Raw genomic sequence first — 14,177 nt, forward strand, 5'->3', positions numbered from 1 at the left:
TAGCTTTTACTATAAAGCTGCTCAGAGCAAAGCTGATAGTAAAAGCCATTTATGTTGTGATTTATTATCTTACCATCTTTCGGGTTGACTTATAAGCAACTGCCTGGCTTTGGTTATTTTGGGCTTCTTTTAAAAGAGCCCCTTCGTCGGGAAGAACCTTCTGCCACCCGCCTCCAAGAGCATTATATAAACGAGCCAAATTCGTTGCGACAGCGGCGTCACTCGTTGCCAGATCCATTTGTGCATCTTGAGTTTGTATTTGCGCATTCAACACATCGAGATATGTACTGAGGCCAGAGCGATACTGACTTAAAGCCAGATCAAGAGAACGCTGACTATCTTTCACCGCGTTATTAAGACCCTCCCTTTTGTTCTGCTCATCGTGATAGCTTTGCATAGCATTATCAACTTCGTGCCATGCTCGCAGCACCGTCTGACGATAAGAAATAGCAGCTGACTTTTGAGCTGCTTTTTTCAAATTAAGCTGTCCAACCAGTCGACCACCCTGAAAAATTGGCAATGATATACTAGGTCCAACATTCCACGCCCTGGCTCCCCACAACCCTAAATCTTTAAAAGAGAGCGTTTGAAAACCAAAATCAGCATTAATTGTGATTTTAGGATAAAAATCCGCTGTTGCTTCGCCAAGTTCGGCAACAGACTGGCGCAAATTTGCTTCTGCTTCGCGTATATCAGGACGGCGGTGAACCAATTCAGATGGCAGCCCTGCCGGTACAAAAGGCGGAACAACTGGCGTATTTTGACCTTGTTCCAACTCCTGGTCTAGACTCCGCGGAGGCGCACCTAAAAGAAAAGCAATAGCATTCTTTTCCTGTGCCACGATCTGAGAAAGCTGTGCTTGCTGAGCCTCAACACGATGAAGACGCGATTTGACAGAATCTACATCTAATTCCGTTACTAAACCCGATTTATAACGACTCTGCGTTAAACTGAGCAGATCGGATAAAGTTTTGTGACTTGCATTTAAAACACGTACTCTTTTTTGATCGCCACGAAGTTGTAAATAATCATGTGCCATATCTGCTTGTTGAGCAATCAAGACGCTGCGTCTTTCTTCCTCACTCATTTGCATCAAAGCTTTTGCCGCCTGATACTGACGTGCTACCCGCCCCACAAATCAACTTCATAAGTGGCATCAATGGAATATTGCCACTGATTCAAGACAGGAACCTTTACGTCACCAGGAGAAACGAGCCCTGGGCTCTTTTTTCCTATACGGTGGATGATTTCTTCTAACTGTTTTGTACTATTTTGAGTTCTGGCATAAGTACCCTGCGCTGATAAGGCAGGAAAACGCTCAGCCCCGGCAATCATCATTTGAGCACGACTTTGCGCCAAGTTGGCTGTAGCTAATTCAAATGCCAGATTCTGCTTTGCAACTCTCTCTTCCAAAGACGCTAACACAGGGTCATGAAAGGATTTCCACCAGGCATCGTCAAAAGGTAACTCTGTCACGACACTTAAGGGTGAAGTTTGCCCATTTTCGCGTGCATGTGTGTCAAAATGAGGAGGAGACCACGGCTTGGGAGCATGATATTTCGGGCCGACCATACAGGCACCCAACCCCAAAAGCGGCAGAGTTAAAAGGAAACTTTTGAGCATGAATTGTCGTCTTACAGGACGAAGTGATCGGACAGACTTCACAAAAGTACTCCTGTATTAATCAGTGCCAAAAATGACAAATTTGCTTTAAATATAGATAATTGTGCTAAATATTGACGCCACATCTTGCGCAGCTTAAGTAACCAACTTCGATTATCAAAAAAAAGTAACCAAAAGGCATGAATAAAAGCCCTCATTTGGTACCTGCTCTCACCGAACCTCATGAACCTTTCTCCAGAAGAAGGCAAATTTTGGCTGGTGCAGGTAAAATTTTTCAGCAAAAAGGCTATGAACGGGCCTCTATGGCAGAAATTGCTAAAGAAGCCTCTGTCTCTAAAGGAACGCTTTATAATCATTTTAACAATAAAGCTGACCTTTTTACGGCTTTTTTCGAGGAAATGAGCCACACAAAGCTTAAAATTTTTGAGACTCTTTTGCGTTCCGAAGAAAGTGATATTGAAAAGACACTCATTAATTATGCACGCGCTGTTATTGAGCTGCTGCTGAGTTCTGTTTCTCTCAACCTCTACCGCATTATTGTTGCTGAAGCAGAACGCTTTCCCAATTTGGCTGACACTTTTTGGCAATATGGTTCTGCCCGCACTATTGGCTATCTGGCACAATTTTTTGAACGCAAAACCACTGAAAAAATGCTTAAGGTTGAAGACCCAGTTTTGGCCGCTGAGCTCTTTTTGATGATGTGCCAAACAAGGCTCGTCCAAAAAAAGCGCTTGCAACTCCCCGTTAAAACCAATCCCGAGCATATTGAAGAGATCGTCCAGCTTGTTACACGGAGTTTTTTGAGCATTTACGCTCCCCAAAAATAGTGAGCCCGTAAACCTCACCATTTTAATGGACACCTACATCAGCTTTTTTTCCCTTTTGTGCTGTAATCAAAAAGCAAAGAGGAACCATAAAGAGCGTCATAACTCCCAACATATTAAAGACCTGATTATAGGCAAGTAGCGAGACCTGCTTAAGAAAATCCTGATAAAGATGCTGTATGGCATATTGCTGAGATTGCAGAAACGACATGCCATGAGCCTGTGCCGCCGCCTCAGCTTGCGATAAATAAGACCGTATTTCAGGCCGTGACATCACAGCATGACGTGATAGATCAGACTGATGCACCTGTCTGGTCTCAATAATAGCGGCTGTAGATAAGGAAATGGCTAAAGAACCAAAATAGTTTCGCACCATACTAAAAAGGGCCGAAGCATCGCCATTCAGTTCTTTAGGCAAGGTTGAGTAGGCAAATGTCGAAATTGGCACAAAGAGAAAAGCCAAAGGCGCCGTTTGCATAATGCGACATTTAACAAGAAAGCGGAAATCAACATCCTGATATAATACAGCAGAACTAAATAGCGCCATGGAAAGTGCAAAAAAGCCAAAAGCAATAATAAGCCTTAATTCTATTTTTTGCATTAGGCGCCCAACGAGGGGGATCAGGATCATAATGGTCAGACCACCTGGGGCCAAAAGCTGCCCTGCAATTGTGGCCGTATAACCCTGAACCTGCTGAGCAAATTGCGGTACAATCACGGCAGAGGCATAAAGTACGACCCCTAATACACCCATCATGATAGTGCCAATTGCAAAATTGCGATCTTTAAATACCGTTAACCGCACAAGAGGATTTTTAGCTTTTAACAGCCAATAAATCGCAGCAATAAAAGCAATAACGCCAATAACCGCTAATGTTACAATAAAAGATGAACCAAACCAGTCATCATCTTCACCACGGTCAGTCATGATTTCAATACAGCCTAGCGCCAAAGAAATAAGACCAATACCGATAACATCAATTTTCTCTCGGCGGGCTTTTTCCCAGGGGGGATCTTCCAATAAAGACGCAACGGCAATAATCGTGAAAATACCAAAAGGTATATTTACAAAGAAAATCCAGCGCCAATTATAATTATCAGTCAGCCATCCACCGAGCATTGGACCGAGAACCGGGCCTACAACGGTAGCAATGGCCGTCAAACCAAAAGCAGCGCCCCTTTTTTCTGGTGGAAAAATATCAAGAATAATTGACTGCTGGCAAGGTTGCAGACCACCCCCAAAAAAACCCTGAAGAAGTCGAAAAACAACCAGCATCGGCAAAGATGTTGAAAGCCCACAGAGAAAGGAAGTTATAGTAAAAAGAACAATACAAATAACAAAATAACGTTTGCGGCCAAAAAACTTTGCTAACCAGCTCGAAATTGTAAGAACAATACCATTAGCCACCAGATAGGAAGTCAGGGCCCAGGTTGCATCATCATAGGAGCTACCTAATGCACCAGAAATATGCGGCAGGGCCACATTCACAATAGTGGTATCCAAGACCTCCATGAAGGTAGCAAGTGTTACAACTACGGCAATCAGCCAAGGATTATGCTTTGGCTTCCAACTGGAGTTTTTATTATCTGCCTCCGAAGAAGCTGTAGCTGCGCCGCTCATTCTGTGTGAACCGTTGGCACAACAGAAAGACCTAAAGCGAGAGGAATTTTCGGATTTAAACCGCTATCAATCAGAATTTTTACAGGAATACGCTGCACCGTTTTGACAAAGTTACCCGTCGCATTCTGAGGCGGAAAAGCACTGAAGGATTCGCCTGAACCCACTTGTAGTGAATCAACATGCCCCTTCAGATGAAGCTGCGGATAGGCATCAACCTCAATATCAACCTTTTGCCCTGGTCGCATATGAGTTAATTGCGTCTCTTTGTAATTAGCAACAACCCATACATCATCAGGCACAATTGAGAACATCTCCTGTCCTGTCTGAACAAAATTGCCCTGCTCTACATTACGTTGAGAAATGCGCCCATCACGTGGAGCCTTAATGTCCATCCACTCAACATTGAGCTTTGCTTTTTCTAAATCAGCCTGGGCTGCTGATAAATTCGCTAATGCCTGCGTGACGTGAGCATCGGCAGTTGCAATATTTGCCTGCACTGGTTCAGCCTGCGTCAATTGACCTTGAGCCTGGGCAACTCTTGCTGTGGCTTCATCAAGTGCCGCATGAGCGTAATCAATTTCTTGTTGCGTTGTAGCAGCACGCGCAACCTTATGCTGACGGGCATAATCTGTACGCGCTTTGAACAGACCGGCCCGGGCTGCCGCTAAATTCCCCTGGGCCTCGACCAAACGGCCAGGAAAGTTCTTTTGGGCTACAATCAAAGATAGCTTATAAGCGTTCATATCAGCTTCAGCCTGCTGGACTGAGGCTTCAGCTCGATGCAGGGCCGCTACATAATCACGCCCATCAATTTGAACGAGCAGATCTCCCTTATGCACATACTGGTTATCATCAACCAAAAGCTTTTCGACAAAGCCACTAACATGCGGTGCGATAGAGATTTTACGCCCAGTTGTATAAGCGTCATCGGTGCTAACTTCATTGCGTGTAAAAAACAGATATAGCCCGGCACCTAGCAGGACCATGACAACCAGAACGATTAAGATCACTCTTTTGCCAGAGCTCGCTTTAGGCGGAGTCTTTGAGTCATCTTTTTGCGAATCATCCTGCGCCATCATTTTATCCCGTTATTTTCACGTTTATCTAACAAGAGAATAGTTAAGCGAGGGTTCGCAAAAAAGATTTTAATCTTATTGCTATTATCTCACTGACCGATCGGTCACCACCAATGACACAATATTTACTCCTCTGGCAAGAGCCTAATCCTGCTTCTCATAAAGTCGCTTTGCAGCTTGGAAGGTATTATGGAGCAAGCATGTGATTGTCATTGGTCCTACGCCGCCCGGAACAGGAGTTATATGCCCTGCAACATGCTTGACCTCATCAAAATTAACATCACCTACCAGGCGGCTTCGACCATTTTCTTGCATGACGCGTGTAATACCAACATCGATAATTGTCGCCCCTGGCTTGACCCAGTCACCCCGTACAAGTCCAGCCTTTCCGGTTGCTACGACAATAATATCAGCTTGACGTGCTAACTCGGGAAGATTGGTTGTATGTATGTGCGCAATAGTTACCGTACAGTTTTCTTTGAGCAATAATTGCGCCATAGGCCGGCCAACCAGATTAGAAGAGCCGATAATGAGCGCATTCATGCCTGTCATGTCTGGATGCACAGATTGCAACAATTTTAGGCAACCGAGAGGAGTGCATGGGACAATACCATTTGTCATTCCCAGGGCAAGGCGACCTGTATTTACCTCACCCAAACCATCGACATCTTTTGCTGGATCAATAGCATTTGTTACTAAAACAGGATCAATTTGCTCAGGAAGCGGCAACTGAATGAGAATGCCATGTATTTGCGGATTTTTGTTAAGATCCTCAATCAGAGTAAGCAATTCTTTTTGCGACGTGCTTTGAGGAAGCATATGCATAAAAGAGCGCATACCAGCATGATGGGTCTGAATCGCTTTATTTTTAACATAGACTTCAGAAGCTGGATCATTTCCCACAAGCACAACAGCAAGCCCTGGCAAAGGGTGCCCTTCTTTGATCAAAAGATCAACTTCTTGGCGAATTTCTTCGGTCAAGCCCTTTGCCATTGCTTTACCATCAATTAACTTAGCACCATTGGCCTCGTTATGATTGTCCATTCCAGCAGATGATGTCATGATATACTTACTCCCCAAACCCAGCAGTCACCGCAGTTCTTTAAAAGGTCTTTTCCAGACCGATCTCTTATTTACTCTATGTAAAAGAGGAATTACCCGAGTTTTCTAGCTGAGAAAACAGAAATTGTAAGGATTTTTTTAGTGTCTGAGGACGTACGCAAAAATTTTGCTAGTGATAATGTCACTCCTGCCAGTGCCGAGATCCTTGAAGCACTCATGCGGGGCAATCAGGGTAATGTCTCTTCATACGGAGAAGACCATTATACAGAACAGCTCGCAAAAAAATTTGGTGAAGTTTTTGAAACAGAGCTTGCTGTTTTCCCAATAGCAACAGGTACAGCCACAAACTCCCTCGCTTTATCCGCTATAGTAAGACCTTATGGCAGCGTTATATGTGATCATAGTGCTCATATTGAAAATGACGAAGGTGGAGCGCCTGAATTTTTTACCTCAGGGGCAAAAATAAGCACTCTTCCTTCTCCTCAAGGACGTATGTCTCCTGAGGCATTGCAGGAAGCCATAAAACGCAACAAGGAAAAAGGCGTTTTATCTCCTCCATTTCAGGCTTTATCTCTCACACAATCCACAGAATGGGGCACCGTTTATCCTATTAAAACTATAAGTGCCCTTTCTGATATTGCCCATCAGAATGGCTTGACCGTCCATATGGACGGAGCACGACTTGGAAATGCTATTAATCATTTAAACTGCTCTCCTGCTGAAACAACATGGAAAGCCGGTATTGATATTTTAAGTTTTGGCGGCACTAAAGCAGGTACCATGGCCGCAGAAGCACTTATCGTCTTTATTAACGAGCGCACAAAACCCTTTTTGAGTGCCATTCCTCACTTAATTAAACGGTCTGGACATTTATGGTCCAAGCATCGCTTTTTAAGCCTACAGCTCCTTGCTTTACTCGAAGATACTTTATGGCTGAAAAACTGTGCCCATGCCAATAAAATGGCCAAACTCCTTGTTGCAGAGCTTAAGCGCCACCCTGGAGCACAAATGCCGTTTGATTGCGAAAGTAACGAGGTTTTTGTAGTCTTACCCGAAACGTTACTCGATAATTTAGAAAATGAAGGATTTAGCTTTTACCGCTACCCTACCCCTGGTGGCGTTCCGGGAAAACTTGTGCGTTTTGTAACAAGTTTTTACACACGAACCAAAGACGTAGAGGCCTTAATAGAGGCCATTAACAAATAATATCGAAAGCCTATTTAAAAACCCCAATGTCTTACAAAACATTGGGGTTCTGACACTACAAAAATTCAGTTCACAGCTTGATGAAATTTTTAATTACCGTCACTAGTTCCATCATCTGAACCATCGGGCGAGACAGCGACGAATAGTTGCTGACCATCACGTAAAATCCGCAAAAGTGGAGGCTGATTATTAGCCAAAGCCTGCTTAATTAATGAAGCAGCTGCATGAGGATTTGTCGTGACACGATTACCTACAGCAACAATTATATCACCCGGGTGAATGCCAGCACGCTCAGCAATACTTCCCTGTGCAACATCGGCAATAACGGCTCCTTTTATAGTTTCATCCAGACCCAACTCCCGGCGGGTTCTTGGTGTAATCGCTGCTAAGGCTATGCCTATTTTACCTGAAGGGCCTGCTTCTCCACCGTTAGAACCGTTTGTCTGGGTTTTATCGTCCATATTACCGGTAATAACAGTTAAGTTCACTGTTTTACCCTCTCGCAATACAGATAAATCAGCCTTTGAACCTGGTGGCAAAGCCACAGCCTTTACGGCAAAATCATGAGCACTTCTGACGGTGTGACCGTTAAGAGATAAAATGACATCTCCAGTTTTTAAGCCGGCCTTTTCAGCTGGGGCACCTGCGACAACTGAAGCAATAATGGCCCCATGTGTTGTTTTTCCAGGTTCTGATACGGAAAGCTTAAGTGCACGCGCCATGGTTGGCGTGACTGTTTGTGTCACAACGCCAAAATAACCACGCACAACATGACCAGATTTACGTAACTGGTCGACAACAGATTTCACAGTATCGGAGGGAATAGCAAATCCAATACCGATTGACCCCCCACCATTGGGCGACATAATCATAGAATTCACACCTATGACTTTGCCATCTAATGTAATAAGTGGTCCACCCGAATTACCCCGGTTAATGGGCGCATCAACCTGAATAAAATCATTATAGGCATCTGTATTAAGCTCTCTACCTAAAGCAGAGACAATACCAGATGTCACAGTGCCACCGAGCCCGTACGGATTACCAACAGCAACAACCCATTGGCCAGGTTGCACAGTATCAGAATCACCGAGCTCAAGATAAGGAAGCTGCTCGTTTGTTTTAACACGTAAGAGCGCCAGATCTGTTTTGCTGTCCCGTCCAACAACCTTTGCGGGAAGGACGGTACCATCATCAAACCGAACTTTGACTTTCGCGGCTCCATTTACGACGTGGTTATTGGTAACGATATAACCATCAGCCGAGACTAAAAACCCTGACCCTCTTGCCTCAACCACTCTGTTCGAGGGCATTGGCATCATTTGGAATGGAAAAGGAAACGGAAAAGGCATGCCATTGCCTAAACCAGGAGGGCCATTATCGCCCCCATTATCCATATCGCTTTCTTTAATACGCGCCGAAATAGACACCACTGCCGGCTTAACCTGTTTTACGAGGTTAACAAAGTTGGGCACACCCTGACTCGCAACTTGCGGTCTAATAGGTTGGCTTTGCGCATAAGCACCCACAGGGCTAAGGCTAACACCTATTAAAGGTAAAGTCGCTAAACACGCCAAGGACAAACGGGAAGCTGAATTCATCTCATTAGTCCTATTCTGATCCTGATTAATAGATATTATGACAAATTTAAGATGATATGCATCTATCCAATATATGAAAGATTTTTAATAAAAATAAAAACCATATAATTAAATCTACATTACACCGATATTTAACATTTTTTTTTACAACAAAAAACCCGCTCTTTTGAGCGGGTTCTCTGCAAATCCTATTTAAAAAGGTCGTTATTTATCATCCAGTCTATAAGCGATGACATAATCTCCGCGGTCAGGAGATTGGCGAGCGCCTCCGGCTGAAATCAAAATATACTGCTTATGGGTCTTGGGCGATATGTAAGACATTGGTCCACCCTGGCTTCCTACAGGTAAACGTGCCTTCCAGACTTCCTTACCTGTCGCACTGTCAAAAGCTCTCAAATAATAATCTTGAGTACCAGCAATGAAAACAAGACCGCCTTTTGTGGTTAGAGTACCCCCCAAAGTTGGCATACCGACGGGCATTTTTGCGTGCATTTTAATACCAAAAGGTCCTGTATCCTGCACTGTGCCGACAGGTACTTGCCACACAATTTTATGACTCTTCATATCAATTGCTGAAAGCGTACCAAAAGGAGGCTTCTGGCAAGGAATTTGCAATGGAGACATAAAGCGGTTTTTCACAACAGAATAGGGTGTTCCTTTTAAAGGCACAGCTCCCATACCTGCATTGACTGATTCGCCACCTTCATTTTCTGCCGCCACGGGGCCAGAATTTTTAACCATGCGCACCCACAACCCAAGGCGCATATCATTGACAAAGATATAATTATGTTCTGGGTCTGCTGAAATTCCGCCCCAGTTCATACCACCCAGAGAGCCAGGAAAGCTTAGTGACGTATCTGTTCCTGGAGGGGTAAATAACCCTGAATAGCGCATTGATTTAAAGGAAATGCGACAGGCCAGCTGATCAAAAGGTGTAGCCCCCACATATCAGACTCAGTAAGAGGTCCTGCTCCAATCTGGGGCATACCAACTGAGAAAGGCTGAGTTTTTGAATATTGCTCTCCAGGAATATCAGCTGAAGGAACAGGAAGTTCTTTCACATCTGTTAAGGGTTTGCCTGTATGGCGATCCAGAACAAAAATCTGACCGGCTTTTGTACCGAATACGACCGCGGCTTTTTTCCCTTCTGCAGTTGGAACATCAATTAAAGAAGGCTGCATAGGAATATCAAAGTCCCATAGATCATTATGGACTGTTTGATAAACCCAACGCTCTTTGCCCGTGTTCGCATCTAACGCTAAAATAGAAGTCGCATATTTATGGTCTTCGGCTGTACGAGGCACACCCCAAAGATCAACAGATGAGCTCCCCATAGGGATAAAAACAACATTCATTGAGCTGTCATAAGACATGGGAGCCCAAGAATTAGCAGAACTACGGCGGTAAGTCTCACCCGGTGCTAATTTATGATTAGGATCAGGGTTACGAGCATCAAAAGCCCAAGCCAGCTTCCCAGTCATGACATCGTAACCGCGAATGACTCCCCCAGGCATATCAGTACTGACATTGTCAGCAACGCGTCCCCCAACGACAACTGTTTTACCAGCAGCGATTGGTGGCGATGTTACCTGATATTGTGGATCTGGTGCAGCTCCTAAACCTTGCAGAAGGTCAACTGTACCTTTATCCCCAAAATCTTCACAAAGTGAGCCATTATCAGCATCTAACGCAATTAAGCGAGCATCTGTTGTATTTACAAATAGTCTACGCTGACATTGCGTTTGTGATGGCTGAACGTCGGATTTAGGAGCCGAACTCAATGAGGTGCCGTCTGTGTTGCCACTCTCTTTTGGAGCTGTTGCCACATCATAATAAGCCAAGCCACGGCAACGCTGCCAAATCTTGGATTTGCTGTTAATGGCTGCTTTCCAGATTGATTTTCCCGTATCAACATCCACAGCAATTACATTATTATGGGGTGTGCAAAGGAATATTTTATCCCCAATTTGTAATGGCGTTTGCTGATCTTCTGCACCATTGCCATCAGGGCTTATGGCAATATCACCTGTACGGAAAACCCAAGCCTTGTGAAGCTTTGAAACATTCTTGAGATTAATCTCTGAAAAGGGAACGTAACGGCTGCCACCTTCATCACGTCCGTAAGAAGACCAATCACCCTGGCCATCTTTTGCCTGGGATAAGGGAAACCCAGTTAACGGGCCAGCCACAGGAGGATGTGGTACAAACATCCCCCAGACTGTCACTAACAAACCTAGAGCTGTTAGCCATGCACCTGCCCAGGATAATTTTCTAGCTTCTTTTTTTCCACGAGCCTGTCTCAAATAAGGAAGCACGATGAAAAAAACGAGCAATAGGACAGAAGGCATCATTAAGCGGGAAATTAATGGCCAAAAATCGAAGCCTGCATCCCAAATGGCCCATATCACACTTGTGACATAAAAGAACAAAAAGAGCCAAAATGCTTTATCACTCCGCTTAATAAGATAAGCAGATGAGAGAAACAAAATGATGCTCTCTAAAATAAAATACGAACTTCCTCCCAGAGAGAGCAACCACCCTCCCCCTATAAGGAAATAAAGCCCCGTTAGCCCTAATACAGCTGCAAGAACCCAAGTTAAAAATAAATTAAGGCGCGTAAACAAACGAGCAGACGGTGGCACTATCTTCTCCTAACCCTGTGGTAAAATCTTTTAACCAAAAAATAATAATTTTCACCACATTAACTGACTAACTATTTAGTTTCTAGTGCATATGACAGCTCACAAGCTGAACCAAATAATATATTAAGGCCAAGACTTCAAATTGTCGTGACCATATAGAATGTGATAACGCTACAGCCAGAAACAGCTTTCATTTACCTTGATAATGAAAGAGAAGGTCATGGTAGAACATTTTTCTCACATACGTGATTCAGACCAAACCAGGCAAAATATCCTGGATGTAGCACTAAAAGAATTTGCAAAATTTGGCCTTGCTGGCGCTCGCGTAGACAGAATCGCCAAGGAAATGAACACAACTAAGGGCATGATCTATTATTATTTCAAAGATAAAGAAGGTTTGTATAAAGCGGTATTAGAACGAATTTACCCTTGTCTCCGTGCTGAAGAACAAGACCTGTCACTTTCAGAGCTTGACCCAATCGCAGCCCTGGAACGAATCATTGATTTTACAATAGATTATCACGAACAACATAGTGACTTCGTCCGCATTGTAATGATCGAAAATATTAATAATGCAGAATATTTACGCCAAACCGGAATTGATAGTACTATAAGCTATGTTATTTTACTTACCTTAGGCGACATAATACGTAGAGGCTGTGAAAGTGGTATATTTAAACGTGATATCACGCCAGTTGATCTACATATTCTTTACACGTCATTCAGCTTTTACCGTATAAGCAACGCATCTACTGTCAGTTCTGTTCTTGGGTTAAATACCCTGAATGCCGTTAACAGCAAGCGCCATCGGCAAATGATCAAAGATAGCGTCAGAGCCTATATGACGAGTGCGGCTTGATAATAGACATTTATTTTTAGTGCAATTTTAAGATTTGCATCACAAAAGTGTGACTTTCAGCTTTTTTCTTTATAGCTTGTCGGCATTTCTATAACTAACTAGATAGTTATTTCGTTAACCAGCCGGTAAGATGTGTCCTTAATGATTTTCTGTCAAAAGATGTTAAAATTCCATGCTTTTAATGGCTCAAACAGTCACTATGCCCCACATGCTATTTATAACTTCATGATTCAGAAAACGCATTTTACGAAATCAATTGCCTTTTCTTTTCTAACAAGTCTCTTTCTTGTGATGGGCAATTTATCTCAGGCTCAGGCTCAGGCTCAGGCTCAGGCTCAGGCTCAGGCTCAGGCTCAGGCTCAGGAAATAAAAAATCCATATAAAATCACATTGAAAGCACCATCTACTGCGCCATCCAAACATTCTTTTGACAATAAGCTTTTTGGCAATATGTATGGAATGAGAGACTGGCTCGCCGATAAAGGAATTGACCTAACTCTTACCTATATGACTGAAACCCTCGCCAATGTCGCGGGAGGACGGCGAGCAGGCATAGATTATGCTCATCAGATTATTATGGCCACCGATGTAGATTTAGAGAAATTAATAGGCGCAAAAGGCCTTAGTTTTCGTATGCTTGGGGTGCAGCGTGCCGGGCGTGATGTCGCAAAAGACTATATTAGTGACTTAACTTTATTCGAGCCCCAACAATCATATGGTGTAGGCGGCAATGTGCTGTACCACCTAGTCCAGCTTTATTTGCAACAAAAACTTGCAAATGACCAAATTATTGTAACAGCCGGCTATTACCCTCCTAATATGAGCTTTGGCTCGTTTCCGCTGGGATGTTATGCCCTTGATAACGTAACATGCTCGCACCCGACTGGTGTTTCAGTATCGTCTCATTGGCGGTCCTGGCCCTTTGCTAATTTGGGAGCCCAAATTGAATATGACCCCATAAAAACGGTTTATATACGCGCCGGTCTATTTCAGGCCACTAAAAAAGATGGTGGTAATTCGGGGTTCTATATCACGACAAATTCGCTAGGGGTTGTTATCCCTATGGAAATTGGATGGAACCCAAGTTGGGGAAAAGACCACTTACCAGGTCACTATAAAATTGGGGGTTACATTGATACCTCAGATAATAAGGACCTATATCGCTCCATCAATGGCAGACCGATCGTTACATCAAACTTGCCAGCACGCATCGAAAAACAGCGCGGTGCCTGGTATATTGGGGGTGACCAAATGCTTTATCGCCTGGGACCTGGCCCACGTGATGGCATTATGTTTATGACCATTATTACCGGCTCAAGCGGAACGTCTTTGCCATTTCGTCATGATTTTACCGCAGGGTTTGTTGCTCAACATTTCATGCCAGGTCGACCAGGTGACTATAGCTCCATATTCTGGTCAGAGCTTATCGTAAATCCCAACCTTACCAAAACACAAAGACTTCAAGCTTCTATAGGTTTACCCTTGAGAAATGGGGTAAAAGCAATTGAAACAAATACGCATGTCCTGGAATTTAACTATGGGTTTCAGTTCTCCCATGGTCTTAAATTCGTGCCTGATTGTCAGATTATTTTTCGTCCAGATGCCGGGAATTATTATAAAACCGCTCTTGTAACAGGGTTCCGTTTCCAGGCTGATCTCTGAG

10 protein-coding genes and 1 pseudogene are annotated in these 14,177 nt (G+C 43.7%); 4 read left to right on the plus strand and 7 right to left on the minus strand.

Annotated features, from left to right (window positions below):
* Nucleotides 1-64: 64 nt before the first annotated feature.
* Together GT348_RS06605 and GT348_RS09400 are read right to left on the minus strand one after the other, a co-directional pair.
* Nucleotides 65-1,135 carry an efflux transporter outer membrane subunit gene (locus GT348_RS06605; RefSeq protein ID WP_236646448.1) on the minus strand — a complete coding sequence of 357 codons (1,071 nt, stop codon included), beginning with the start codon at nucleotides 1,133-1,135 and terminating at the stop codon, nucleotides 65-67.
* Nucleotides 1,123-1,665, minus strand: coding sequence for an outer membrane factor lipoprotein domain-containing protein (locus tag GT348_RS09400; protein ID WP_236646449.1), 543 nt, complete (start codon nucleotides 1,663-1,665; stop codon nucleotides 1,123-1,125). Before GT348_RS09400 ends, GT348_RS06605 begins: the two co-directional genes overlap by 13 nt.
* A gap of 137 nt (nucleotides 1,666-1,802) precedes the next feature.
* On the opposite strand from GT348_RS09400, the gene GT348_RS06610 reads away from it, so the two are divergent.
* A complete protein-coding gene (locus GT348_RS06610) occupies nucleotides 1,803-2,450 on the plus strand; it encodes a TetR/AcrR family transcriptional regulator (protein ID WP_160619024.1) in 648 nt (215 codons plus the stop codon).
* Nucleotides 2,451-2,472: 22 nt separating this feature from the next.
* Here GT348_RS06610 and GT348_RS06615 read toward each other — a convergent pair whose 3' ends face one another.
* The 3 genes from GT348_RS06615 to folD form a co-directional block, all read right to left on the minus strand.
* Nucleotides 2,473-4,068 (minus strand): DHA2 family efflux MFS transporter permease subunit, encoded by a 1,596-nt coding sequence (locus GT348_RS06615; RefSeq protein WP_160619025.1) that lies wholly within the window; start codon nucleotides 4,066-4,068, stop codon nucleotides 2,473-2,475.
* Nucleotides 4,065-5,147 carry an HlyD family secretion protein gene (locus GT348_RS06620; RefSeq protein WP_408865146.1) on the minus strand — a complete coding sequence of 361 codons (1,083 nt, stop codon included), beginning with the start codon at nucleotides 5,145-5,147 and terminating at the stop codon, nucleotides 4,065-4,067. Before GT348_RS06620 ends, GT348_RS06615 begins: the two co-directional genes overlap by 4 nt.
* Nucleotides 5,148-5,288: 141 nt before the next feature.
* Nucleotides 5,289-6,206, minus strand: coding sequence for a bifunctional methylenetetrahydrofolate dehydrogenase/methenyltetrahydrofolate cyclohydrolase FolD (gene folD / locus GT348_RS06625; protein WP_236646450.1), 918 nt, complete (start codon nucleotides 6,204-6,206; stop codon nucleotides 5,289-5,291).
* Nucleotides 6,207-6,347: 141 nt separating this feature from the next.
* Between folD and GT348_RS06630 the strand changes: the two genes are divergently transcribed.
* Entirely contained in the window at nucleotides 6,348-7,412 is a 1,065-nt protein-coding gene (locus GT348_RS06630) for a threonine aldolase family protein (RefSeq protein WP_160619026.1), read from the plus strand.
* Nucleotides 7,413-7,501: 89 nt separating this feature from the next.
* Here the strand turns inward: GT348_RS06630 and GT348_RS06635 are convergent, their stop codons facing one another.
* On the minus strand, nucleotides 7,502-9,013 hold the full coding sequence (locus tag GT348_RS06635) for a Do family serine endopeptidase (protein WP_160619027.1): 1,512 nt from the start codon (nucleotides 9,011-9,013) through the stop codon (nucleotides 7,502-7,504).
* Nucleotides 9,014-9,217: 204 nt separating this feature from the next.
* Nucleotides 9,218-11,364 (minus strand): annotated as a pseudogene (locus GT348_RS09790) (membrane-bound PQQ-dependent dehydrogenase, glucose/quinate/shikimate family).
* A 511-nt stretch (nucleotides 11,365-11,875) separates the two neighbouring features.
* Between GT348_RS09790 and GT348_RS06645 the strand changes: the two are divergent.
* Together GT348_RS06645 and GT348_RS06650 are read left to right on the plus strand one after the other, a co-directional pair.
* Complete coding sequence (locus tag GT348_RS06645) at nucleotides 11,876-12,514, plus strand: TetR/AcrR family transcriptional regulator (protein WP_160619028.1); 639 nt, start codon at nucleotides 11,876-11,878, stop codon at nucleotides 12,512-12,514.
* A gap of 159 nt (nucleotides 12,515-12,673) precedes the next feature.
* Nucleotides 12,674-14,176: a carbohydrate porin gene (locus tag GT348_RS06650; protein ID WP_201740037.1), complete on the plus strand. Its 1,503-nt coding sequence runs from the start codon at nucleotides 12,674-12,676 to the stop codon at nucleotides 14,174-14,176.
* Nucleotide 14,177: the final 1 nt, after the last annotated feature.

This window comes from Aristophania vespae (assembly GCF_009906835.1).
Taxonomy (GTDB): domain Bacteria; phylum Pseudomonadota; class Alphaproteobacteria; order Acetobacterales; family Acetobacteraceae; genus Aristophania; species Aristophania vespae.